The sequence below is a fragment of the Pseudomonas reinekei genome (assembly GCF_001945365.1).
Classification (GTDB): domain Bacteria; phylum Pseudomonadota; class Gammaproteobacteria; order Pseudomonadales; family Pseudomonadaceae; genus Aquipseudomonas; species Aquipseudomonas reinekei.
Window position 1 is genome coordinate 42,476 of the sequence record NZ_MSTQ01000008.1, and the last position, 23,523, is coordinate 65,998.

Here is a 23,523-nt window from a genome sequence, read left to right on the forward strand (position 1 = left end):
CGGCGATGATCGGCGGGGTGGTTCCTGGGTGCCAGAGATCGGATAACGTACAAAAACTGATATCACTTTGGTTTTTCTGTCACGTGCAAATGGTAACCTTCGTCCGTTCGTCGGTCCTTCTGCGACTTGATGCCGCACCAAAATGGAGCTTCACCTTAAAAAAACAGTCATGCGTGCGCATTAAGGCTGGGGGTGAAGAGTGGCTAGCGAACCATTCTAATAATTGGGGGATACACAATGACCACGAGTATCGCGGCGGACGGTTATGCCGACCAGCCCGCGTTCCTGTCCAAGGAACGCATTATCGCCAAGCCCGGTTTCAACCGTTGGCTGGTACCACCGGCCGCTCTGGCCATCCACCTGTGCATCGGCATGGCCTACGGCTTCTCGGTGTTCTGGTTGCCACTGTCCAAGGCGCTGGGCATCACCAAGCCGATGGCCTGTGCTCCGGACATGAGCTTCATCGCTCAAGTCTTTTCTTCGCAATGCGACTGGCCGATCTCGATGCTCGGTTGGATCTACACCCTGTTCTTCATCTTCCTGGGTTGCTCGGCAGCCATCTGGGGCGGCTGGCTGGAACATGCCGGGCCACGCAAGGCCGGCGTTGTATCGGCTCTGTGCTGGTGTGGCGGTCTGCTGATTTCGGCGCTGGGCATCTACACGCACCAGATCTGGCTGATGTGGATCGGCTCCGGGGTCATCGGTGGTATCGGCCTGGGCCTGGGTTATATCTCGCCGGTGTCGACCCTGATCAAGTGGTTCCCGGACAAGCGCGGCATGGCGACCGGCATGGCGATCATGGGCTTCGGTGGCGGCGCGATGGTCGGTGCACCGTTGGCGACTGCCCTGATGAGCCATTTCGGTTCGCCAGAAAGCGTGGGCGTATGGCAGAGCTTCGTGGCGATGGCCGCGATCTACTTCGTGTTCATGATCGGTGGCGCACTGTCTTACCGCGTGCCGCCAACCGGCTGGAAGCCTGAAGGCTGGACCGCTCCGGCGAAAAAAGCCTCGAACGCGATGATCACCAACCGTCACGTACACGTGAACGTGGCGTGGAAAACCCCGCAATTCCGTCTGGTGTGGCTGGTGCTGTGCCTGAACGTTTCGGCGGGTATCGGCATCCTGGGCATGGCTTCGCCGCTGTTGCAGGAAGTGTTCGGCGGCAAATTGCTGGGCAATGACCTGCCGTTCGGTCAGCTGGATGCGGGGCAACTGGCCTCGATCGCCGCGATCGCCGCCGGTTTCACCGGTCTGCTGAGCTTGTTCAACATCGGTGGCCGGTTCTTCTGGGCATCGTTCTCGGACTACCTGGGCCGCAAAAACACCTACTTCGTGTTCTTCGCCCTGGGCTTTGCGCTGTACGCATTGATTCCGAACCTGGGTCACCTGGGCAGCGTCGCCCTGTTCGTGGCGGCGTTCTGCGTCATCCTGTCGATGTATGGCGGCGGTTTTGCCACCGTTCCTGCGTATCTCGCGGATCTGTTCGGTACGCAAATGGTCGGCGCGATCCACGGTCGTCTGCTGACCGCATGGGCTGCGGCGGGCGTGTTGGGTCCGGTACTGGTGAACTACCTGCGCGAGTATCAGCTGAGCATCGGCGTTGAGCGTGCGGCAGCCTACGACATCACCTTGTACATCCTCGCCGGCCTGCTGGTGCTGGGTTTCATTTGCAACCTGCTGGTGCGTCCGGTGGCAGACAAGTACTTCATGACCGACGCGGAACTGGCTGCCGAACAGGCGCTGGGCCACGACAAAGGTGCTGACGCCAGCACTTCGCTGGAGTGGAAAGCGGCGCCGGGCTCCAAGCCTCTGGCGATTGCTGCCTGGCTGGCGGTGGGTATTCCGTTGGCGTGGGGTGTCTGGGTGACCCTGCAGAAGACGGCAGTACTGTTTCATTAAGTAAACGGTAAACGCATCACCCCTTGTGGGAGCGAGCCTGCTCGCGAATGCGGTCTGACAGTCGACAGAGATGTCGAATGTGAAGGCCTCTTCGCGAGCAGGCTCGCTCCCACATTTGTTTTGTGGTGTGTGCAAGCGGCTTGTATGCACATGTCTATCCGCTACACCCCCGGATTCACTCCGTCAGTCTTATCACCTCCCGTGTTTCTGTTTCGCGCCCGCGTGCCTATAATGGTTGCCTTTTTCGCCCAATGATTTTGCGGAGCTGGTGATGGCCGAACGTATGGCGTCTGTCGAGCGCGACACTCTGGAAACCCAGATCAAAGCCTCGATCAACCTTGATGGCACCGGAAAGGCCCGATTCGATATCGGTGTTCCTTTTCTTGAGCACATGCTGGACCAGATCGCCCGTCACGGGCTGATCGACCTGGATATTGTCAGCAAGGGCGACCTGCATATCGATGACCACCACACCGTGGAAGACGTCGGAATCACCCTCGGCCAGGCTTTCACCAAAGCCATCGGCGACAAGAAAGGCATCCGTCGCTACGGCCACGCCTACGTGCCGCTCGATGAAGCGTTGTCGCGCGTCGTGATCGATTTCTCTGGCCGTCCAGGCCTGCAGATGCACGTTCCGTACACCCGTGCCACCGTCGGCGGCTTCGACGTTGACCTGTTCCAGGAATTCTTCCAGGGCTTCGTCAACCACGCCAACGTCACCCTGCACATCGACAACCTGCGTGGGCACAACACCCACCACCAGATCGAAACCGTGTTCAAGGCTTTCGGCCGCGCCCTGCGCATGGCCGTTGAGCTCGATGACCGCATGGCCGGGCAGATGCCATCGACCAAGGGCGTTCTGTAATGCAGACAGTCGCGGTAATCGATTACGGCATGGGCAACCTGCACTCGGTGGCCAAGGCCCTCGAGCACGTGGGTGCCGGCAAGGTTTTGATCACCAGCGATGCCAACGTGATTCGCGAAGCCGACCGGGTGGTTTTCCCCGGTGTCGGTGCGATTCGCGATTGCATGGCGGAGATCCGTCGTCTCGGTTTCGATTCGCTGGTGCGTGAAGTCAGCCAGGACCGTCCGTTCCTCGGCATCTGTGTCGGCATGCAAGCCTTGCTCGACACCAGCGAAGAGAACGACGGTGTCGATTGCATCGGCCTGTTCCCGGGCGCGGTGAAGTTCTTCGGCAAAGACCTGCATGAAGACGGCGAACACCTGAAAGTCCCGCACATGGGCTGGAACGAAGTGCAGCAGAAGGTCAGTCACCCGCTGTGGCACGACATTCCTGACATGGCGCGTTTCTACTTCGTGCACAGCTACTACATCGCCGCCGCCAACGCGCGTCAGGTGGTGGGCGGCGGTCACTATGGTGTCGATTTCGCTGCAGCGCTGGCCGATGGCTCGCGCTTCGCCGTGCAGTTCCACCCGGAGAAAAGCCATACCCATGGCCTGCAATTGCTGCAGAACTTCGCTGCGTGGGACGGTCGTTGGTAAATGGCCGTCAAGAAATCCAGGCCGCCGATCCTGACCCTCACTCCCGAGCAGGAGAGCGAGGCCAATCGCAAGATCAAGCGTTTCATGGAAGATCGCTTTGAACTCGACCTCGGCTCGTTCGAGGCGGCTGAGATTCTTGAGCTGTTTACCCGCGAAATTGCTCCGCACTATTACAACAGGGCGATTTTCGATGTGCAGGCGCACCTCAAAGAGAGGTTCGAAAGCATCGAAAGCGACCTGTGGGCGCTCGAGAAAAACTGATTTCCGAGCCAAGCTGAACATTCAAATTTGAAGGTTTGCCAGATGCTGATTATTCCCGCTATCGATCTTAAAGACGGCGCCTGTGTTCGTCTGCGCCAGGGCCGCATGGAAGATTCCACGGTGTTTTCCGATGACCCGGTGAGCATGGCTGCCAAGTGGGTGGAGGGCGGTTGCCGTCGTCTGCATCTGGTCGACCTGAACGGCGCGTTCGAAGGCCAGCCGGTCAACGGCGAAGTGGTCACCGCGATCGCCAGGCGCTACCCGAACCTGCCGATCCAGATCGGCGGCGGTATCCGTTCCCTGGAAACCATCGAGCACTACGTCAAGGCTGGCGTCAGCTACGTGATCATCGGCACCAAAGCCGTGAAAGATCCGGCCTTCGTCGCCGAAGCCTGCCGTGCGTTCCCGGGCAAAGTGATCGTTGGTCTGGACGCCAAGGACGGTTTCGTCGCCACCGACGGCTGGGCTGAAATCAGCACCATCCAGGTGATCGACCTGGCCAAGCAGTTTGAAGCCGACGGCGTGTCCGCCATTGTTTATACCGACATCGCCAAAGACGGCATGATGCAGGGCTGCAACGTTCCGTTCACCGCCGCGCTGGCGGCTGCCACATCAATTCCGGTGATCGCTTCCGGTGGCATCCACAATCTGGGTGACATCAAGACCCTGCTCGACGCCAAGGCGCCAGGCATCATCGGTGCCATCACCGGCCGTGCGATCTACGAAGGCACTCTCGACGTCGCTGAAGCGCAAGCTTTCTGCGATTCGTACAAAGGCTGAGGACTGACCATGGCGCTGGCCAAACGCATCATCCCTTGCCTGGACGTGGACAACGGCCGGGTGGTCAAGGGTGTGAAATTCGAAAACATCCGCGACGCCGGTGACCCGGTGGAAATTGCCCGTCGTTATGACGAGCAAGGGGCCGACGAGATTACCTTTCTCGACATTACCGCCAGCGTCGATGGCCGCGACACCACGCTGCATACCGTCGAGCGCATGGCCAGCCAGGTGTTCATCCCGCTGACCGTGGGCGGTGGCGTACGCACCGTGCAAGACATCCGCAACCTGCTCAATGCCGGCGCGGACAAGGTGTCGATCAACACCGCAGCGGTGTTCAACCCGGAGTTCGTCGGCGAAGCCGCGCAGCATTTCGGCTCGCAGTGCATCGTTGTTGCCATCGATGCAAAGAAAGTCTCCGGTCCGGGCGAAACCCCGCGCTGGGAAATCTTCACCCATGGCGGCCGCAAGCCGACCGGCCTCGACGCGGTCGAGTGGGCGAAGAAAATGGAAGGCCTCGGTGCCGGTGAAATCCTCCTGACCAGCATGGACCAGGACGGCATGAAAAACGGCTTCGACCTGGGCGTGACCCGCGCCATCAGCGATGCGCTGGGCATTCCGGTGATCGCGTCCGGCGGTGTCGGCAACCTGCAGCATCTGGCCGACGGCATCCTCGAAGGTCACGCCAGCGCAGTGCTGGCGGCGAGTATTTTCCACTTCGGCGAATACACCGTGCAGGAAGCCAAGGCCTACATGGCCCATCGCGGAATCGTGATGCGCTAAACAAACCGATGCAGGCCAGTAGACATCATGGCGAGCTCAAGGCACTCTTGGGCACGCCATGGATTTCGGTAGCCAGACATGTTTAAACGTCTTCTTTTTGCCCTCGCCAGCGCTTCTCTGTTGTTCGTCAGTGCGGCGCACGCCGCAGACAGTCCCGACACCGACATGGTGTTGCTGACGGAGAACTTCCCTCCGTACAACATGGCGAAGAACGGCAAGAACTTCGCCCAGGGCGACAACATTGATGGCATCGCCACGGACATCGTCCGCGAAATATTCAAGCGTGCCGACATCACCTATAGCCTGACCCTGCGCTTTCCTTGGGAGCGAGTGTACAAACTCGCCCTGGAAAACCCCGGTTACGGTGCCTTTGTGATGGCGCGGTTGCCCGATCGCGAGAGACTCTTCAAATGGGTCGGGCCGATCGGTCCGGACGACTGGATCATGCTGGCCAAGGCTGACAGTAAAATCACCCTCGAAAATCTGGATGACGCGCGCAAGTACAAGGTCGGTGCGTACAAGGGTGACGCCATTGCCATGACCCTGGCCAAGCAAGGCTTGAAGCCGGTGGTGGTCCTGCGCGATCAGGACAACGCGAAGAAACTGGTCAGCGGCCAGATCGATCTGTGGGCCACTGGCGACCCCGCCGGGCGCTACCTGGCGCGTCAGGAAGGCGTGATCGGCCTAAAGACGGTATTGCGCTTCAACAGCGCCGAGTTGTACCTGGCGTTGAACAAGGATGTGCCGGACGAAACGGTTGCCAAGCTGCAGGCGGCGCTGGATCAACTGCGCAAGGAAGGCGTGGTGGACGACATCATGGCGAAGTATCTCTGAACCTCGCAGCGGCACAAAACCACTGTGGAAGTGTGCTTGCTCGCTCCCACAGGTTTTTTATCGGTAAAGCCCATCCTTGCCATGCGCCGCCGTCGCCCGATTGCTGCGCACGCTGATCATCTGCCTGATGTCGATCCACTCAATCCCTTGAGCCTTCAGCTTCGGCAGCTCACGCTCCAGCACCGCCAGCGTTTGCGGATACGGATGCCCGATCATCACCGCCGAACCCTGTTTGTGCGCCAGGCTGATGGCTGTCTGCAGCTGAGTGAAGATCGCCACTTCAGTGCGCTCATCATCGAGGAACACATCCCGCGACACGCTCGCCAGATCAATCTTCTGTGCCTGCTGCGCCGCCACGGTTTGCGCACTGGTGCGGCTGTCGACAAAAAACTTATGACGACGCTGCAAGTCCGCCATCAACCAGGCCATGGCGGCGGGTTGCGCGGTCATGCGGCTGCCCATGTGGTTGTTGATGCCGGCGGTGTAGGGGACCCTTTTGAACGCCGCGTTCAGGCGTTTCTCAAGCTCTTCGATGGGAAGCTCGGGATGCCAGGCAAACGGCCCGGTGGCCGGGTCCATGGGCATATGGAGGATGACGATTTTGCCGGCGCGATGGGCTTCGCGGGCGAATTCGGTGGCGTGGGGGGTGTCGGGCATGATCGCGGTGGTCACCGGTCCGGGCAGGGCCAGCACGCGGCGATCCCGGGGCAGGCTCTGCCCCAGGTCATCGATGATCAAGCTCAGATAGGCCTTTTGTGGCGCTGCTGCGGCGGGGGTGGCGTGAACCACGCCCGCCAGGCAGCCCACCAGAGCCAGGGCTAACCGCACAAACATCTCAGCGGCCGGACGTGATGCTCAGCCCTTTGAGCAGGCTCAGGGCCTGGGCCAGCTGGTAATCGTCGTCCTGTGGCATCGGCTTGGCTTTGCCGCCGGAGCCGCTTGGCTTGTCGGCGCCGCCGTTGCCATTACCCAGATGGCCTTGCAGATCAGCTTCCTTGAAGTACTCGCTGTCCTGCTCGCTGGTGATCTTGGCCTTGCGCACTTCGATGTCCGGCACGATGCCCTGGGCCTGGATCGAGCGACCATTCGGCGTGTAGTACAGCGCCGTGGTGATTTTCAGGGCGCGATCATTGTTCAGCGGCAGCACGGTTTGCACCGAGCCTTTACCGAAACTTGGCGTCCCCATGATCACCGCACGCTTCTGATCCTGCAGAGCGCCGGCGACGATTTCCGAAGCCGAGGCGCTGCCGCCGTTGATCAGCGCAACCATCGGCACGGCTTCGCTTTCGTCCTTGCCCGTGGCGTTGAAGCGCAGCTCGGAGTTGGCGATCCGGCCCTTGGTGTAAACGATCAGGCCTTTGGTGATGAAATGGTCGACCACTTCAACCGCCGATTGCAGCACGCCGCCCGGGTTGTTGCGCAGGTCGAGAATGATGCCCTTGAGCTTCTTGCCGTTGTCCTTGCGCAGCTTGGCCAGGGCTTTGGAGACTTCTTCACCGGTCTTGACCTGGAACTGGGTGATGCGGATGTAGCCGTAGCCGGACTCCAGCAACTGGCTCTTCACGCTCTTCACTTGAATGATGGCGCGGGCCAGGGTTACGTCGAACGGCGTGCCGCCGTCGCGTACCAGCGTCAGGGTGATTTTCTCGCCGATCTTGCCGCGCATCTTGTCCACGGCTTCGGTCATGCTCTGGCCGCGGGTCGGCTGGCCGTTGATCTTGACGATGAAGTCGCCGGCCTGGATGCCAGCCTTGGAGGCTGGAGTGTCGTCGATGGGCGACACCACTTTGATGAACCCGTCTTCGGCACCGACTTCGATGCCCAGGCCACCGAACTCGCCACTGGTGCTTTCCTGCAACTCGGCGAAGTCTTCAGGCCCCAGGTAGGCGGAGTGCGGGTCAAGATTGCTGAGCATGCCCTTGATCGCGTTTTCCAGCAGGGTCTTGTCGTCTACCGGTTCGACATAAGCGGCTTTGATCCGATCCATGACCTCGGCAAAGGTGCGCAACTCTTCCAGCGGCAATGGCGCCTTGGTGGTCGCAGCAGTGCCCGCAGGCGCGACCGCCGGGGCCGGTTGAGCGGCAAACGCCAGAGGCGCGCCGATCACCAGGGCGATCGTCAGGGCCAGCGAGGTAAGGCGGGACAAATGCAGCATGTCGAACGAACTCCTGAATTGGATGGCGCACTTATCCTTGCGCGCGACACCATTGTGCCGGGTCACTCGGGTGACCCTGCTGACGAATCGCAAAATACAACGCTGGTGTGTCTTGTCCGCCACTGCTACCGACAGTGGAAATCGACTCACCGGCTTTTACCACGTCACCCGCAGACTTGAGCAGTGTCTGGTTGTGACCATAAAGACTCAAAAAACCGTTGCCGTGGTCGAGAATCACCAGCAGCCCGGCGCCGCGCAACCAGTCGGCGAACACCACGCGCCCGCCATGCACCGCATGCACGGTGCTGCCGGCTGAAGCGCCGATCATCACGCCGTCCCACTTGGTCCGGGCATCGTCGCCACGGCTTTCACCGAAGCGTGCCACCAGTCGACCATCGACAGGCCAGGGAAGTTTGCCGCGAGTTGACGCAAATGCACCGCCGAAGGTTTCGCCGGAGCTTGAAACCAATGCGCCAGGTGATGATTTAACCGGTTTGCGTGGGGCGTCAGTCTCATCTGCTTGAGCCTGGGCCTCACGTAAACGCTTTTTTTCGGCTTCCTGCTGGGCAATCAGCGCTTTTTGTCGCGCTTCTTCTGCCTCGCGGGCCTGGCGAGCCAAGGTTTCTTCAATGGTTTTAAGGACTTTAGACAGGTCTGCCTGATCCTGCTCGCGGGCTGCCAGTTTCTGGTCGCGGGCCTTCACGTCTGCATTGAGCTTGGCCAGGACTTGCTGGCGCTCCTGGCGGACTTTGTCGAGTTCTTCGCGCCGGGTGTCGAGGCTGCTTTTCTGTACCAGCAACTGCGCTTGCTGCATGGCGATGTCTTTTTCGACATTGGCCAGTTGGCGCAGGGTTTCGTTGAAGTTCTTCAACTGCTCCATGCGGGCCTGGCTCAGGTAATCGTAATAGGTGAGTGTGCGGGCGAATTTCTCCGGATTCTGCTGGTTGAGCAGCAGCTTGAGGTATTCCTGACGGCCGTTCTGGTAGGCCGCACGGGCCTGGATGGCGATCAGTCGCTGTTGTTCAGTGCGCGCGCTCTGGAGTTTTTTTTTCTCCGCATCGAGCCGCTGCAGCTCGGATTCACTTTTCTTCAGCTCTTTTTGCAGGGCATCGACCTGCTTCTCGAGCTTGCCCATTTCGGTCTCGGTGCCCTTGAGGTCTTTTTGCACACCGGATTTTTCTTCCTGCAACTTGCCCAGCAGTTTCTTCAGCTCGGCAATGTCCTGACGCGTGGCGTCCAACTGTTGTTGGGTTTGCGCGCGCTCATCAGCAAAGGCCGGTTGGAGCAGGCAAGTCAGAGCAAGGGCTATCAGGACGCGAAGCATAGAGGCGGGCGACACCAGGGAAAGGGACGGCCTAGTATGCCCGCCATGGGCAGCAAAAAAAATGCCCAAATTTGACTGTGTGATAACTGGAGGGAGATGTGGGGGGATTTGGTCTTCAAAACCACCACAAACACTGTAGGCGCTGGCTTGCCAGCGATGGCGGAGGATCAGTCAGCACAGATGCTGACTGTCAAATGGCTATCGCTGGCAAGCCAGCTCCTACAAGGGTATTTCAGTGCTTGTGCGGCCGGTTTAAACCAGAATCGAAGTCCCGGTCATTTCCTTCGGTTGCTCCAGCCCCAGCAGCTTGAGCATGGTTGGCGCCACGTCCGCCAGCACGCCGCCTTCGCGGACCTTGAGGTCGCGCTTGCCGACATAGATGAACGGCACCGGTTCAGTGGTGTGCGCGGTATGGGCCTGGCCGGTGGCGGCGTCGGACATTTGCTCGACGTTGCCGTGGTCCGCGGTGATCAGCGCTTCGCCGCCGACTTTTTCCAGCGCCTCGACGATACGGCCGACGCACTGGTCCAGGCATTCAACGGCCTTCACCGCCGCGTCGAACACGCCGCTGTGACCGACCATGTCGCCGTTGGCGTAGTTGACCACGATCACGTCGTAGCGCTGGTTTTCGATGGCATCGACGATGCGGTCGGTGACTTCCGGCGCGCTCATTTCCGGCTGCAAGTCATAAGTGGCGACTTTCGGCGACGGGATGAGGATGCGTTCTTCGCCCGGGAACGGTTCTTCACGGCCGCCGGAGAAGAAGAAGGTCACGTGCGCATACTTCTCGGTTTCAGCAATACGGAGCTGGGTCTTGCCGTTTTTCGCCAGGTAATCACCCAGCACGTTTTCCAGGCTGCCGGCGGCGAAAGCCGAGGGTGCAGGAATGCTTGCCGCGTATTGAGTCAGCATGACGAAGCCGGCCAGTTTTGGCTGGCGGCTGCGTTCGAATTCCTTGAAGTCATCTTCGACGAACACGCGGGTCAGTTCGCGGGCGCGGTCGGCGCGGAAGTTCATGAACACCACGGCGTCGCCGTCTTCGACTTTTACCGATTCGCCAATCGAGGTGGCTTTGACGAATTCGTCGCTCTCGCCACGCGCGTAAGCGGCTTGCAGGCCTTCCTGGGCGGTGGCGGCGTTGAATTCGCCGTTACCGTCGACGATCAGGTTGTAAGCTTGGGACACGCGGTCCCAACGGTTGTCACGGTCCATCGCGAAGTAGCGACCGATCAGGCTGGCGATGCGGCCTTTACCCAAGGCCTGGAACGTGGCGTCGAGCAGTTCGATCGACGACTCTGCGCTTTTCGGTGGGGTATCGCGGCCATCGAGGAACGCGTGCAGGTAGATCTTTTCGGCACCACGTTTGGCGGCCAGTTCAGCCATGGCCACCAGGTGATCCTGGTGGCTGTGCACGCCGCCATCGGACAGCAGGCCCATGAAGTGCACGGCTTTGCCGGCGGCGACGGCCTTATCGACGGCCGCGCAGATGGTCGGGTTCTCGAAGAAATCGCCGTCGCGGATCGACTTGGTGACGCGAGTGAAGTCCTGATACACCACGCGGCCTGCGCCGAGGTTCATGTGGCCGACTTCGGAGTTGCCCATCTGGCCGTCCGGCAGGCCGACGTCCATGCCGCTGCCCGAGATCAGGCCGTTTGGCACGGTGGCCCACAAGCGGTCCAGCACAGGCTTCTTCGCGGCCAAGACCGCGTTGGATTCGGGATTATCGCTGTGACCGAAGCCGTCGAGAATCATCAGGACCAAAGGTTTAGGCGTGGTAGTCATGGAATCCACTCGTGGCTGAGGTAAAAGGGGTAATGGAAAAAGGGAGTCGCAGTTTAAAGCGAAGTTCCGGCCACGTCACCGCCGGACGGGGTTTGGCCCACCATAGTGGCTGTGTATACTGGCCGACATTTTAACGCCCTGGAACCTCCTTCGATGGTTGCTCACCTGATTGAATTTGCCACTAACCACTACATTCTCGTCGGTATCTTCGTCGTACTGCTGGCCGCGCTGATTGCTTATCAGATGCAGGGCGGCGGCCGTAGCCTGAGCACCGGTGAACTGACCGGCCTGGTCAACAAAGACGCGGGCGTGGTGATCGACATCCGTCCGGCCAAAGACTTTGCCGCCGGTCACATTGTCGGTGCGTTGAACATTCCGCACGACAAACTGACCGCCCGCGTGGGCGAGCTGGAAAAGCACAAGGCCAAGACCATCATCCTGGTCGACGCCATGGGCCAGACCGCTGGCACTCACGCTCGCGAGCTGATGAAGGCCGGTTTCACCGCCGCCAAGCTGTCCGGTGGTGTTTCCAGCTGGAAAGCCGACAATCTGCCGCTGGTGAAGTGATATGAGCAACGTCGTCGTCTACTCCAGCGATTACTGCCCTTATTGCTCCCGAGCCAAGTACCTGCTCGAGAACAAAGGCGTGGCCTTCGAAGAGATCAAGGTCGATGGCAAGCCGCAGGTGCGTGCCGCTATGGCTCAGAAGGCCGGACGTACGTCCGTGCCGCAGATCTGGATCGGCAGCACCCACGTTGGCGGTTGTGATGATTTGTTTGCTCTGGAGCGCGCCGGCAAGCTCGACGCACTGCTCAAGGCCTGAATTCCATACCCTATAAAAGCCCAAGATCAGAAAGGATCTGAGATGACTGACCAACAGAACACTGCAGCTAGCGAAGAAGAAAACGCACCGCAATTCTCCTTGCAGCGCATCTACGTACGTGACTTGTCCTTCGAAGCCCCGAAAAGCCCTGCGATTTTTCGCCAGCAGTGGGAGCCGAGTGTCGGTCTGGATCTGAACACCCGCCAGAAGGCTCTGGAATCTGACTTCCACGAAGTCGTGCTGACCTTGTCGGTGACCGTGAAAAACGGTGACGAAGTGGCGTTCATCGCCGAAGTGCAACAGGCCGGTATCTTCCTGATCAAGAACCTGGACGACGCTTCGATGAGCCACACCCTGGGTGCGTTCTGCCCGAACATCCTGTTCCCGTACGCTCGCGAAACCCTGGACAGCCTGGTGACCCGTGGCTCGTTCCCGGCACTGATGCTGGCGCCGGTGAACTTCGACGCGCTGTACGCGCAAGAGCTGCAACGCATGCAGGCAGCGGGCGAGACGCCAACCGTTCAATAAACGGTTTTGCGACACCCATGTGGGAGCGAGCCTGCTCGCGAAGAGGGAGTGTCAGATAACTTCGATGTTGTCTGACACACCGCTTTCGCGAGCAGGCTCGCTCCCACATTTGTTTCGGGGGGTTATTTGAAGTCGTTCTGGCGCCAGGCTTCGTACACGGCCACCGCCACGGTGTTGGACAGGTTCAGGCTGCGGCAGCCTTCACGCATTGGCAGGCGCAAGCGTTGTTCGGCGGGCAGGGCGTCCAGTACTTCAGCGGGCAGGCCACGGCTTTCCGGGCCGAACAGGAACGCGTCGCCCGGGACGAAGCTGGCATCGTGGAATGGCCGTGAACCCTTGGTGGTGAACGCGAACACCCGTGGCTGACCGAGGCTTTCCAGGCAGCTGGCGAGGTCTGCGTGGCGCTGCAGGGTGGCATACTCGTGATAATCGAGGCCGGCCCGGCGCAGGCGCTTGTCGTCCATCTCGAAGCCCAGCGGTTCGATCAAATGCAGGTGGCAGCCACTGTTGGCGCACAGCCTGATAACGTTGCCGGTATTCGGCGGAATTTCTGGTTGGAAGAGGATGACGTGAAACATGCACGGCTCCGAAGGTAAAGATGAGCGGCATTCTACGCCGCAAGCCGACTCTCGTTCGAAACTATTCCCGCGGGTGATGATGTCGCTGGCCATTGTCGGGGTGATGGTGGGGCTGATGATCGGTCGCCTGACCACGCCCGACCCCAGCGTAATGCAGCAAATCGACGTGACAAGCGACGGGCTGGTGGTGTGGTTCAACAACGAACCCAAGACCCACGGCGAAATCATCGAGGGCAGCGTCGCGTTGTTGTTCGAGGCCGAGGGCAAGGCACAGCAGGGCCAGCTCAAACTCAACGATAAGAGTGTGAACTGGCGAGTTCGGTTGAGTGATGGGGGGTTGTTGCTGACGGTGGTGGCGGCCCGGCCACTGCAAGGTGAGTGGGCCGGTGGTGAGGTCGATGGCCGCTGGCGGCTGGAGATCCATCTCCGAGAGCAATAAAAGAGGGAATCCCCGGCCTGCCTGTACCAAGGTCCCCAAAACGGGAGGGTTCACGCATTGCATCGTGAGCCCGATGTAAAGAGGGAATCCCCGGCCTGCCTGTACCAAGGACCCCAAAACGGGGTGGGCTCGTCGCTTGTGCGGTGTGAGCCCGGTGTAAAGAGGGGAATCCCCGGCCTGCCTGTACCAAGGTCCCCGAAACTGGGTAGGTGAACTGATTCACTTGAAAGAGTTATTGCAGGGGCCGTGCCAGGTTTTAATATTTGGTCATTAATAAACACATCAGAACGACGAAAGCCCCGTAGAACGGGGCTTTCGTGTTTTTGCAGGCGGGTTCTTCTTGCAGTAGAAGGCGGGCTGATGGATCAAATGCTGTGCGCGATTGCGGTTCACGGTGCATTCAGTCGGTGCATTGTGCCCCTAAAAAAGCATCGCGGGCGTGCCCGCGACTGGATGTAACGGTCAGCGCAAAGTTAAAGGCTGTTCAGCCCTCATCCCCCTCATCATCCTCTCCACCATCCACTTTCATCCCCAATTCCTTGATCTTGCGCGTCAGGGTGTTGCGGCCCCAACCCAGCAGAACCGCGGCATCGCGGCGGCGGCCGGCGGTGTGCTTGAGGGCGGTTTCAATCATGATTCGCTCGAAGGCCGGGACGGCGCTGTCCAGCAGGCTCGACTGACCGCGTGCCAGCGCCTGATCTGCCCACTGGCGCAGTGCCTGCTCCCAGTTGGTGACGGGCGCGGAGTCCTGCGGCAGGCTCAGCAGTTCGGGCGGCAAGTCGCCAATGTGCACTTCGCGACCCGAAGCCATCACCGTGATCCAGCGGCAAGTGTTTTCCAGCTGACGCACGTTGCCCGGCCACGGCAGGTTTTTCAGGTATTCCTCGGTTTCGCTTTTCAGCAGCTTCGGCTCTACCGCCAATTCTTGCGCGGCGCGGCTGAGGAAATGCTTGGCCAGGGTCGGGATGTCTTCGCGACGGTCCGACAGGCGCGGGATATGGATGCGAATTACATTGAGGCGATGGAACAAGTCCTCACGGAATTTCCCGGCGTGCACCAGGGTTTCCAGATTCTGGTGAGTCGCGGCGATGATGCGCACATCAACCTTGACTGGCACGTGGCCGCCAACGCGATAGAACTCGCCATCAGCCAGTACGCGCAGCAGGCGGGTCTGTGTGTCAGCCGGCATGTCGCCGATTTCATCGAGGAACAGCGTGCCGCCGTCAGCCTGCTCGAAACGTCCGCGACGCAGGTTGGCAGCGCCGGTGAACGCGCCTTTCTCGTGGCCGAACAGTTCGGATTCCATCAGGTCTTTCGGGATGGCCGCCATGTTCAGCGCAATAAACGGCGACGCCGCGCGAGGACTGTGGCGGTGCAGGGCGTGGGCCACCAGCTCCTTACCGGTACCCGATTCACCGTTGATCAGCACAGTGATGTTGGAGTGGCTCAAGCGCCCGATGGCGCGAAACACTTCCTGCATCGCCGGCGCTTCGCCGATGATTTCCGGGGTGCGGGTCAGGGTCGGTACGACTTCCAGGCCTTGTTGTTCCTGAGCATGCTGGTTGGCGCGCTTGACCAGGGAAACCGCTTCGTCGACATCGAAAGGCTTGGGCAGGTATTCGAAAGCGCCGCCCTGATAGGACGCGACTGCGCTGTCCAGATCGGAGTGCGCGGTCATGATGATCACCGGCAGACGCGGGTGCTGTTCGCGAATCCGCGCCAGAAGGTCCAGGCCGCTGGCGCCGGGCATGCGGATGTCGGAGATGATCACGTCCGGCTGCTGGCGCGCCAGGCGGCTCATCACGCCATCGGCGCTGTCGAAGCTCTGCGTGGTCATGCCTTCCTGTTGCAAGGCTTTTTCCAGGACCCAACGGATAGAACGGTCGTCATCGACGATCCACACGGTTTCACTACGGCTCATGTCGATGTGGCTCCTTGTTCCAGTGGCAGAAAGATCGAGAAGGTAGTGTGGCCGGGGTGGCTTTCACACTCGATCAAGCCCTGGTGCTGGCTGATGATGTTCTGGGTAATGGCCAGGCCGAGTCCGGTACCGTCCGGACGTCCGCTGACCATGGGGAAGAAAATGGTTTCCTGAAGTTCCGCAGGAATGCCCGGACCGTTGTCGATGATCTCGATCTTGGTCACGAGGCGATGGCGCACGTGGCCGATGGTGAACTGGCGCATGGCGCGGGTGCGCAGGCTGATGCGGCCCAGGCGCAGCTCGTTCTGGCTGCTGATGGCCTGCATCGCGTTGCGCACGATGTTCAGGACGGCCTGGATCATTTGCTCACGATCGATCAGGACGTCGGGGATGCTTGGGTCGTAGTCACGCACCAAAGTAATGCAGCCCTGGCTTTCCGCTTCGACCAAGTGGCAAACACGCTCCAGCACTTCATGGACGTTGCACATGGCCAGCGATGGCAGCTTGTTGGAACCGAGCATGCGGTCGACCAGGTTACGCAGGCGGTCGGCTTCTTCAATGATCACGTTGGTGTAATCGCGCAGGCTTTCTTCCGGCAGTTCACGGGCCAGTAATTGCGCCGCGCCACGAATGCCGCCCAGCGGATTCTTGATCTCATGGGCCAGGCCGCGCACCAGCATCTTGCTGGTTTCCTGCTTCGACAGCTGGGCCTCTTCCTTGGTGATCCGAAGCAAGCGATCCCGGGGGTGGACTTCGAGCAGCAGCAGGGTGTCGCCGTTGCTCAGGATCGGCGTGACCGCGTAATCGACCGTCAAGGTCTGGCCGGTGAGGGCGGTGAGCATCGCTTCGCGCTTGGTGAACGGGTGCGCCTGCTGGACTGCCTGGCGCAAGGAGTTGAGCGCTTCGGTGGATTCAGTGAACAGCTCGCTGATGAACTGCCCATGGCTGCGCTGGCCGCTAATGGCCAAGAGCATTTCCGCCGCTGGGTTCATGTACTCGAGACGCAATTCGGCATCGAGCAGGATGGTCGCGGTGGTGAGGTTGTCGAGTAGCAAACGGTGGAGTGCGTCGCTAATGGTCATCGGGACCTCTTTTAGGGCAAAGCATGCGCAAGAAAAAAGCGCTGACGCGAGGAAAATGCAAAAACCAAACCAAGGCTCCGAAAAGAAGCGTTGAAAGCCTGAAGCGGGCGTTTGACGCTCGATTGAGTGGCGCTCTGCCACCTTCGGCGGGTAGTTTCGAACCAAAATGGGTTGGAATTTGGCTAAGGTGCAACTAATCGCACCAATATAGTGCGTAAGATTGAGCCGCGTCAGAAGAACCGCAAAAACGGACTTTTTTCTTCGGCGGGTTTATCGGCGAGCGGGCATTCCGGCCGTTGGCCGTAATCGGTAAGCACGCAGGGTTTGACCTTGCGCTTCTGCGCCAGGGACACGCGCTGCATGTGGAATGGCTGATTGGCGGTGCGTTCGACGGTTTGGCCTTGTTCGTCGAGAACTTCCACGGACAGCTGATGGGTGCCGCGGTCGATATTGCTCAGCGGGAACACGGGGCTAATGCCGGGCTCAGCCGTGGGTTGGCCATCGAGCAATAACCGGTAGCGATGGCCTTTTTGCAGGCCCGGCTCGCTGGTGATGCTGACGATGATTTCACCTGCAGTGCTGCGCACGGTGGCATCAGGCTCCGGGACCAGAATTCGCAGCAGGTCGTAGTGGAATAGAGGTTTCTGCTCGGTTTTCCTGGTGCTATGGGCCGCGGCGGAGGCGGTGCTGGACATTCGATTGCTGGTTGCCAGCGGTACGCGCTTGGCGTCGCCGGGTTTTGGCTGATCGGTGAAAACCCGATTGCCTTGCGCATCGATGTAAGTAAAAACCTCCGCCGATGAGGGCTGGGCCAACAGCAGGCCGATCAGCAGCAAGACCTTCAAGGCTTGTGCACCCGTTGCACGGTGAACGTCACGCTGGGGCTTTGCTGGACCACGGTATCGCCGTCGATCACCTGAACCGCCAGGCTGTGCAAGCCGCGGTCGATGTTCACCAGTTGCAGCGTCGGCACGTTGCCCGGTTGGCCGTAGGGTTGGTCGTCCAGTACCAGCCTGAACAGGTGCGGGCCTTGCAGGCGTGGCTTGATCAGCACGTTGACGGTGAAGGTACCGTTGTTGGCGCGCAGGGCTTCGGTGGTCGGCAGGCCGGTAAGTTCAAGCACTTGGTAGGCATCGTTGGCCTGTTCGCGCGTGCTGGGTTCGGTCGCTGGGGCTGGCGCCGCCTGAGGTCCAACACTGTTGAGCGGTGGCAACTCGACCGGTTGCGCCCGCACGCCATCGGGCGGTTGGTTGCTGTACGCGGTGTTGCCGTTGGCGTCCGTGTACTTGTAGATCTGCGCTGCGGCGGGCAGGGCGATCAGCAGCAGAATGAAGAGAAAGCCACGACCCATAAAATCGACCGGAAACGAAAACGTTGGGTTACAGCATAGGTCAGGGTTGGCAGTAGACCCAAGTCACTAAACATTTGGGCATGATTTGCGGGGTGTCAAAAGTCCATAAAAAAGGCCTCCCGAAGGAGGCCTTTCTTGTCACGCCGCTCGCGCAGGCGCTACCGGATTAGCAGCTGTAGTACAGCTCGTATTCCAGTGGGTGTACGAAGGTGCGTACTTTGATTTCTTCTTCGCTTTTCAGGGCGATGTAAGCGTCGATAAAGTCGTCGGAGAACACGCCGCCTTTGGTCAGGAACGCACGACCTTTGTCCAGCTCTTCCAGGGCTTCTTTCAGGCTGCCGCAAACTTGTGGGATCTCTTTCGCCTCTTCAGGCGGCAGGTCGTACAGGTTTTTGTCAGCTGCATCGCCAGGGTGGATCTTGTTCTGGATGCCGTCCAGGCCAGCCATCAGCAGTGCGGCGAAAGCCAGGTATGGGTTGGCAGCCGGATCCGGGAAGCGAGCTTCGATACGGCGGGCTTTCGGGCTCGACACGTAAGGAATGCGGATCGAAGCGGAACGGTTGCGAGCCGAGTAGGCCAGCATCACTGGCGCTTCGAAGCCTGGCACCAGACGCTTGTAGGAGTTGGTTGCCGGGTTGGTGAAGCCGTTCAGGGCCTTACCGTGCTTGATGATGCCGCCGATGAAGTACAGAGCGGTGTCGGACAGGCCGGCATAGCCTTCGCCTGCGAAGGTGTTCTTGCCATCTTTCCAGATGGACATGTGGACGTGCATGCCCGAACCGTTGTCGCCGTACAGCGGCTTAGGCATGAAGGTAGCGGTGCGACCGTAAGCGTCAGCAACGTTGTGCACAACGTACTTCAGGGTTTGGGTTTCGTCGGCTTTCTTCACCAGGGTGTTGAACTTGACGCCGATTTCGTTCTGGCCGGCAGTTGCCACTTCGTGGTGGTGAACTTCGACGGTCAGGCCCATTTCTTCCAGTGCGTTGCACATGGAGGTACGGATTTCGTGGTCGTGGTCGAACGGTGGAACCGGGAAGTAGCCGCCTTTGACGCCTGGACGGTGGCCCTTGTTGCCGCCTTCGATGTCCTGGTCGGACATCCAGGAGCCCTGTTCGGAGTAGATCTTGAACATGGAGCCGGAGATGTCGGACTTGAATTTCACCTGGTCGAAGATGAAGAACTCTGGCTCTGGACCGGCGAATACGGTGTCACCGATACCGGTGGCTTTCAGATGCTCTTCAGCACGCTTGGCGATCGCACGTGGGTCGCGGTCGTAGCCTTGCATGCTCGAAGGTTCGATGATGTCGCAGACCAGGATCAGGGTCGGCTCTTCGGTGAACGGGTCCAGAACAGCGGTGGAGTCGTCCGGCAGCAGGATCATGTCGGAGGCTTCGATGCCTTTCCAGCCAGCGATGGAGGAACCGTCGAACATCTTGCCGACTTCGAAGAAGTCTTCATCCAGCGCGTCGCGAGCCGGCATGGTCACGTGGTGCTGAGTGCCTTTGGTGTCCGTGAACCGCAGATCAATCCACTTGACGTCATGATCTTTGATGAGTTGAACCGACTTCGACATAGTGTCCTCCGGGTGGCTTAGGGCTGGTAGTGGATGCCCTTAAATGTTTGTGATGCCGGCGCGAATACTCTGCCAAGGCAACCTGCCTCACAAGGGAGCAAATTGCATGCCAGTGCCCCAGCATGGGTTTTTTGCCCCAATTTCACGCTTATAGAGGTCTGAGGCGCATAAAAGTCGGAATTCGCGCCCCTTAATGTAGCGCTCGAGTTGCGAAGTGACCTGTTTTGGTGCGCGCAAAACCTTCTGCACATTAACTGGTTAAACCTTGAGCAATTTCCGCTATAATCCGCGCCCCCCTTTTTCGGCAGGCCCTGCGCGCGCTGTTTCCATGAAATTAATCGTAAAAGTCTTCCCCGAGATCACCATCAAGAGCCGCCCGGTACGGATGCGTTTCATCCGCCAATTGGCCAAGAACATCCGTGCCGTGCTCCGCGATCTGGACCCGGCTGTGGTGGTGAACGGTGTGTGGGACAACCTCGAGCTGGAAACCCGCGTCAGCGACCCCAAGGCCCTGAAAGAGATGGGCGAGCGCCTGAGCTGCATGCCGGGCATCGCGCACTTCCTGCAAATCGACGAGTACCCGCTGGGGGATTTCGACGACATCGTCGAGAAGTGCAAACAGCATTACGGCGATGCGCTGGCCGGGAAGATTTTTTCGGTGCGTTGCAAACGCGCCGGCAAGCACCCATTCAGCTCCATCGACATCGAGAAATATGTCGGCAGCCAACTGCGCCGTCAGTGCGGTGCCGCCGGGATCGACCTGAAAAAACCTGAAATCGAAGTCCGCATCGAAGTTCGCGACCAACGGTTGTTTGTGATCCACAGCCAGCACAACGGCATCGGCGGTTATCCGCTGGGCGCGCTGGAGCAGACGCTGGTGCTGATGTCCGGTGGTTTCGATTCCACCGTCGCGGCTTACCAGATCATGCGACGCGGCCTGATGGCGCATTTCTGCTTCTTTAATCTGGGCGGACGTGCCCATGAACTGGGCGTTATGGAAGTCGCGCATTTCATCTGGAAGAAGTACGGCAGCTCTCAACGCGTGTTATTTGTCAGTGTGCCGTTCGAGGAAGTGCTGGGAGAAATTCTCGGCAAAGTCGATAACAGTCATATGGGCGTAGTATTGAAGCGTATGATGTTGCGCGCTTCTTCCCAAATTGCCGATCGACTGCATATTGAGGCATTGGTGACCGGTGAGGCGATCTCCCAGGTGTCGAGCCAGACGTTGCCGAACCTGAACGTGATCGACTGCGTGACCGACAAACTGGTCTTGCGTCCGCTCATCGCCAGCCACAAGCAGGACATCATCGACCTGGCCAACGAGATCGGCACCGCCGATTTCGCCCGGCACATGCCGGAATACTGCGGCGTCATCTCGGTCAATCCGAAGACTGCAGCCAAGCGCCATCGTGTCGAGCATGAAGAGAAAGAATTCGATATGGCGGTACTCGAGCGTGCGCTCGAAAACGCCAAACTGGTGCCGATCGATCGCGTGATCGATGAATTGGGCCAGGATGTTCAAATTGAAGAAGTCAGCGAAGCGCTGGCCGGTCAGATCGTCATCGATATCCGTCACCCGGATGCCGCTGAAGACGACCCGCTGGACCTCGCTGGCATCGAGGTACAAACGATGCCGTTTTATGCACTGAACGCTCGTTTCAAGGAACTGGACCCTACTCGCCAGTACCTGCTTTATTGCGACAAAGGCGTTATGAGTCGCCTGCATGCCCACCATTTGCTCAGTGAGGGGCATGCCAATGTGCGCGTTTATCGACCGAGCTAAGTGCCCGGGGCTGTTTGCCTGTGGCTTGCGTCACCGGCCCCCCGACGCCGCCGTCAAGCTGTAACGGCAAGGCCTGACTCTACTGTAAATCGCTGCCAAGACTTGTCAGCGCACCGAATCCTCTGATCGAGATACACAAGTGATCGAAAATCTACGCAACATCGCCATCATTGCTCACGTTGACCATGGTAAAACCACCCTGGTAGACAAACTCCTGCGTCAATCCGGCACCCTGGAGCGCAACGAGCTCAACGACGAGCGCGTGATGGACTCCAACGACCAGGAAAAAGAGCGCGGTATTACCATTCTGGCGAAAAACACCGCCATCAACTGGAACGGCTACCACATCAACATCGTGGACACCCCTGGCCACGCCGACTTCGGCGGCGAAGTTGAACGCGTAATGTCGATGGTTGACTCCGTTCTGCTGCTGGTTGACGCTCAAGACGGCCCTATGCCGCAAACCCGTTTCGTGACCAAGAAGGCTTTCGAAGCCGGCCTGCGTCCGATCGTGTGCATCAACAAGGTTGACCGTCCAGGCGCGCGTCCGGACTGGGTTCTGGACCAGATCTTCGACCTGTTCGACAACCTGGGTGCCACCGAAGAACAGCTGGACTTCAAAGTCGTCTACGCCTCGGCCCTGAACGGTATTGCCGGTCTGGACCACAACGAAATGGCTGAAGACATGACCCCGCTGTACCAGTCGATCGTCGACAACGTACCAGCGCCGGCTGTTGACCGTGACGGTCCGTTCCAGATGCAGATCTCCGCACTGGACTACAACAGCTTCCTGGGTGTTATCGGTGTTGGCCGTATCGCCCGTGGTCGCATCAAGCCGAACTCCCCGGTTGTCGCTATCGGCGCCGACGGCAAGAAACGTAACGGTCGTATCCTGAAGCTGATGGGTCACCACGGTCTGCACCGTGTAGACGTTGACGAAGCGGCTGCAGGCGACATCGTGTGCATCAGCGGTATGGACTCGCTGTTCATCTCCGACACCCTGTGCCACCCGGACACCGTTGAAGCGATGAAGCCGTTGACCGTCGACGAGCCAACCGTTTCCATGACCTTCCAGGTAAACGACTCGCCATTCTGCGGTAAAGAAGGCAAGTTCGTGACTTCCCGTAACATCAAGGAACGTCTGGACAAAGAGCTGCTGTACAACGTTGCACTGCGCGTTGAAGAAGGCGACTCGGCTGACAAGTTCAAGGTTTCCGGCCGTGGCGAACTGCACCTCTCGGTACTGATCGAAACCATGCGTCGCGAAGGCTTCGAAATGGCTGTAGGCCGTCCGGAAGTGATCATCCGTCTGGTTGACGGCGTGAAGCACGAACCGTTCGAAAACGTCACCATCGACCTGCCGGAAGAATCCCAGGGCAAGGTGATGGAAGAGATGGGCCTGCGTAAAGGCGACCTGACCAACATGGTGCCGGATGGCAAAGGCCGTGTACGTCTGGAATACAACATCCCTGCTCGTGGTCTGATTGGTTTCCGTAACCAGTTCCTGACCCTGACCAACGGTGCGGGCATCCTGACCTCGATCTTCGACCGTTACGACGTGATGAAGTCCGGCGACATGTCCGGCCGTCAGAACGGCGTTCTGGTTTCGGTTGAAACCGGCAAGGCACTGACCTACTCCCTGGAAACCCTGCAGGCGCGTGGCAAGCTGTTCGTAGAACACGGTCAGGAAATCTACAACGGTCAGATCGTTGGTCTGAACAGCCGTGACAACGACCTGGGCGTTAACCCTACCAAGGGCAAGAAGCTCGACAACATGCGTGCTTCGGGTAAAGACGAAACCATCGCTCTGGTTCCACCTGTTCGCTTCACCCTGGAACAGGCTCTGGAATTCATCCAGGACGACGAGCTGTGTGAAGTGACGCCTAAGTCCATCCGTCTTCGCAAGAAGATCCTGGACGAAAGCGAGCGTACCCGCGCTGCCAAGAAAGCCAAGGCATAAGATTTAGTCCTGGCTGAACGAAAACGCCCCCGGTCGAAAGGCCGGGGGCGTTTTTGTTTGTCTGGGGTTTGTGCAGTGCTTGTGCTGGTCCCATCGCGAGGAGGCTCGCTCCTACATTGAATCTTCAGTGAACACCTGGTTTGTGTTCACCAGAGATCCCGTGTGGG

General features: G+C 59.4%; 23 protein-coding genes. 13 read left to right on the forward strand and 10 right to left on the reverse strand.

Annotated features, from left to right (window positions below):
• The first annotated feature begins 237 nt into the window (after nt 1–237).
• The 7 genes from BVK86_RS14990 to BVK86_RS15020 all read left to right on the forward strand — a co-directional run bounded on the left by BVK86_RS14990 (nt 238) and on the right by BVK86_RS15020 (nt 6,057).
• Nucleotides 238–1,899, forward strand: a complete 1,662-nt coding sequence (locus tag BVK86_RS14990) for an OFA family MFS transporter (RefSeq protein WP_075947167.1) — start codon at nt 238–240, stop codon at nt 1,897–1,899.
• Between the two features lie 271 nt (nt 1,900–2,170).
• The gene (gene hisB, locus BVK86_RS14995) at nt 2,171–2,764 is read left to right on the forward strand and encodes an imidazoleglycerol-phosphate dehydratase HisB (protein WP_007939452.1); all 594 of its coding nucleotides are present in this window, start codon (nt 2,171–2,173) and stop codon (nt 2,762–2,764) included.
• Nucleotides 2,764–3,402 (forward strand): imidazole glycerol phosphate synthase subunit HisH, encoded by a 639-nt coding sequence (gene hisH, locus BVK86_RS15000; protein WP_075947168.1) that lies wholly within the window; start codon nt 2,764–2,766, stop codon nt 3,400–3,402. The genes hisB and hisH overlap by 1 nt, the downstream gene beginning before the upstream one ends.
• Nucleotides 3,403–3,663 carry a DUF2164 domain-containing protein gene (locus tag BVK86_RS15005; protein ID WP_075947169.1) on the forward strand — a complete coding sequence of 87 codons (261 nt, stop codon included), beginning with the start codon at nt 3,403–3,405 and terminating at the stop codon, nt 3,661–3,663.
• A gap of 42 nt (nt 3,664–3,705) precedes the next feature.
• A complete protein-coding gene (gene hisA / locus BVK86_RS15010; RefSeq protein ID WP_075947170.1) occupies nt 3,706–4,443 on the forward strand; it encodes a 1-(5-phosphoribosyl)-5-[(5-phosphoribosylamino)methylideneamino]imidazole-4-carboxamide isomerase in 738 nt (245 codons plus the stop codon).
• Nucleotides 4,444–4,452: 9 nt separating this feature from the next.
• Complete coding sequence (hisF, locus tag BVK86_RS15015) at nt 4,453–5,223, forward strand: imidazole glycerol phosphate synthase subunit HisF (RefSeq protein ID WP_007897430.1); 771 nt, start codon at nt 4,453–4,455, stop codon at nt 5,221–5,223.
• A 78-nt stretch (nt 5,224–5,301) separates the two neighbouring features.
• On the forward strand, nt 5,302–6,057 hold the full coding sequence (locus BVK86_RS15020) for a substrate-binding periplasmic protein (protein WP_075947171.1): 756 nt from the start codon (nt 5,302–5,304) through the stop codon (nt 6,055–6,057).
• Between the two features lie 57 nt (nt 6,058–6,114).
• Here the strand turns inward: BVK86_RS15020 and BVK86_RS15025 are convergent, their stop codons facing one another.
• The 4 genes from BVK86_RS15025 to gpmI form a co-directional block, all read right to left on the reverse strand.
• Nucleotides 6,115–6,891 (reverse strand): divergent polysaccharide deacetylase family protein, encoded by a 777-nt coding sequence (locus BVK86_RS15025; RefSeq protein ID WP_075947172.1) that lies wholly within the window; start codon nt 6,889–6,891, stop codon nt 6,115–6,117.
• 1 nt (nt 6,892) lies between these two features.
• A complete protein-coding gene (locus BVK86_RS15030; protein ID WP_075947173.1) occupies nt 6,893–8,212 on the reverse strand; it encodes a S41 family peptidase in 1,320 nt (439 codons plus the stop codon).
• Nucleotides 8,213–8,243: 31 nt separating this feature from the next.
• A complete protein-coding gene (locus BVK86_RS15035; protein WP_075947174.1) occupies nt 8,244–9,536 on the reverse strand; it encodes a murein hydrolase activator EnvC family protein in 1,293 nt (430 codons plus the stop codon).
• Between the two features lie 252 nt (nt 9,537–9,788).
• The gene (gene gpmI / locus BVK86_RS15040; protein ID WP_075947175.1) at nt 9,789–11,318 is read right to left on the reverse strand and encodes a 2,3-bisphosphoglycerate-independent phosphoglycerate mutase; all 1,530 of its coding nucleotides are present in this window, start codon (nt 11,316–11,318) and stop codon (nt 9,789–9,791) included.
• A gap of 153 nt (nt 11,319–11,471) precedes the next feature.
• Between gpmI and BVK86_RS15045 the strand changes: the two genes are divergently transcribed.
• The 3 genes from BVK86_RS15045 to secB are packed head-to-tail and all read left to right on the forward strand — an operon-like array spanning nt 11,472 to nt 12,669.
• Nucleotides 11,472–11,885, forward strand: a complete 414-nt coding sequence (locus BVK86_RS15045) for a rhodanese-like domain-containing protein (RefSeq protein ID WP_056852206.1) — start codon at nt 11,472–11,474, stop codon at nt 11,883–11,885.
• A gap of 1 nt (nt 11,886) precedes the next feature.
• Entirely contained in the window at nt 11,887–12,141 is a 255-nt protein-coding gene (grxC, locus tag BVK86_RS15050) for a glutaredoxin 3 (protein ID WP_008058538.1), read from the forward strand.
• Between the two features lie 42 nt (nt 12,142–12,183).
• A complete protein-coding gene (secB, locus tag BVK86_RS15055) occupies nt 12,184–12,669 on the forward strand; it encodes a protein-export chaperone SecB (protein ID WP_056852207.1) in 486 nt (161 codons plus the stop codon).
• A 122-nt stretch (nt 12,670–12,791) separates the two neighbouring features.
• Here the strand turns inward: secB and BVK86_RS15060 are convergent, their stop codons facing one another.
• Nucleotides 12,792–13,247, reverse strand: a complete 456-nt coding sequence (locus BVK86_RS15060; protein WP_075947176.1) for a tRNA (cytidine(34)-2'-O)-methyltransferase — start codon at nt 13,245–13,247, stop codon at nt 12,792–12,794.
• Here BVK86_RS15060 and BVK86_RS15065 point away from each other — a divergent pair.
• Nucleotides 13,246–13,686, forward strand: coding sequence for a hypothetical protein (locus BVK86_RS15065; RefSeq protein ID WP_075947177.1), 441 nt, complete (start codon nt 13,246–13,248; stop codon nt 13,684–13,686). The two genes, BVK86_RS15060 and BVK86_RS15065, sit on opposite strands and share 2 nt — an antisense overlap.
• A gap of 484 nt (nt 13,687–14,170) precedes the next feature.
• Here the strand turns inward: BVK86_RS15065 and ntrC are convergent, their stop codons facing one another.
• From ntrC to glnA, 5 genes are all read right to left on the reverse strand, one after another.
• Complete coding sequence (gene ntrC / locus BVK86_RS15070; protein WP_075947178.1) at nt 14,171–15,607, reverse strand: nitrogen regulation protein NR(I); 1,437 nt, start codon at nt 15,605–15,607, stop codon at nt 14,171–14,173.
• The gene (gene glnL / locus BVK86_RS15075) at nt 15,604–16,689 is read right to left on the reverse strand and encodes a nitrogen regulation protein NR(II) (protein WP_075947179.1); all 1,086 of its coding nucleotides are present in this window, start codon (nt 16,687–16,689) and stop codon (nt 15,604–15,606) included. Before glnL ends, ntrC begins: the two co-directional genes overlap by 4 nt.
• A gap of 230 nt (nt 16,690–16,919) precedes the next feature.
• A complete protein-coding gene (locus tag BVK86_RS15080; protein WP_231977958.1) occupies nt 16,920–17,534 on the reverse strand; it encodes a DUF4124 domain-containing protein in 615 nt (204 codons plus the stop codon).
• The gene (locus tag BVK86_RS15085; RefSeq protein ID WP_075947180.1) at nt 17,531–18,040 is read right to left on the reverse strand and encodes a DUF4124 domain-containing protein; all 510 of its coding nucleotides are present in this window, start codon (nt 18,038–18,040) and stop codon (nt 17,531–17,533) included. The genes BVK86_RS15080 and BVK86_RS15085 overlap by 4 nt, the downstream gene beginning before the upstream one ends.
• A 166-nt stretch (nt 18,041–18,206) precedes the next feature.
• Nucleotides 18,207–19,613, reverse strand: coding sequence for a type I glutamate--ammonia ligase (gene glnA / locus BVK86_RS15090; RefSeq protein WP_075947181.1), 1,407 nt, complete (start codon nt 19,611–19,613; stop codon nt 18,207–18,209).
• A gap of 328 nt (nt 19,614–19,941) precedes the next feature.
• Here glnA and thiI point away from each other — a divergent pair, with 328 nt between their 5' ends.
• On the forward strand, nt 19,942–21,396 hold the full coding sequence (gene thiI / locus BVK86_RS15100; RefSeq protein ID WP_075947182.1) for a tRNA uracil 4-sulfurtransferase ThiI: 1,455 nt from the start codon (nt 19,942–19,944) through the stop codon (nt 21,394–21,396).
• A 139-nt stretch (nt 21,397–21,535) separates the two neighbouring features.
• Nucleotides 21,536–23,356 carry a translational GTPase TypA gene (gene typA, locus BVK86_RS15105; RefSeq protein ID WP_034148560.1) on the forward strand — a complete coding sequence of 607 codons (1,821 nt, stop codon included), beginning with the start codon at nt 21,536–21,538 and terminating at the stop codon, nt 23,354–23,356.
• Nucleotides 23,357–23,523 lie beyond the last annotated feature (167 nt).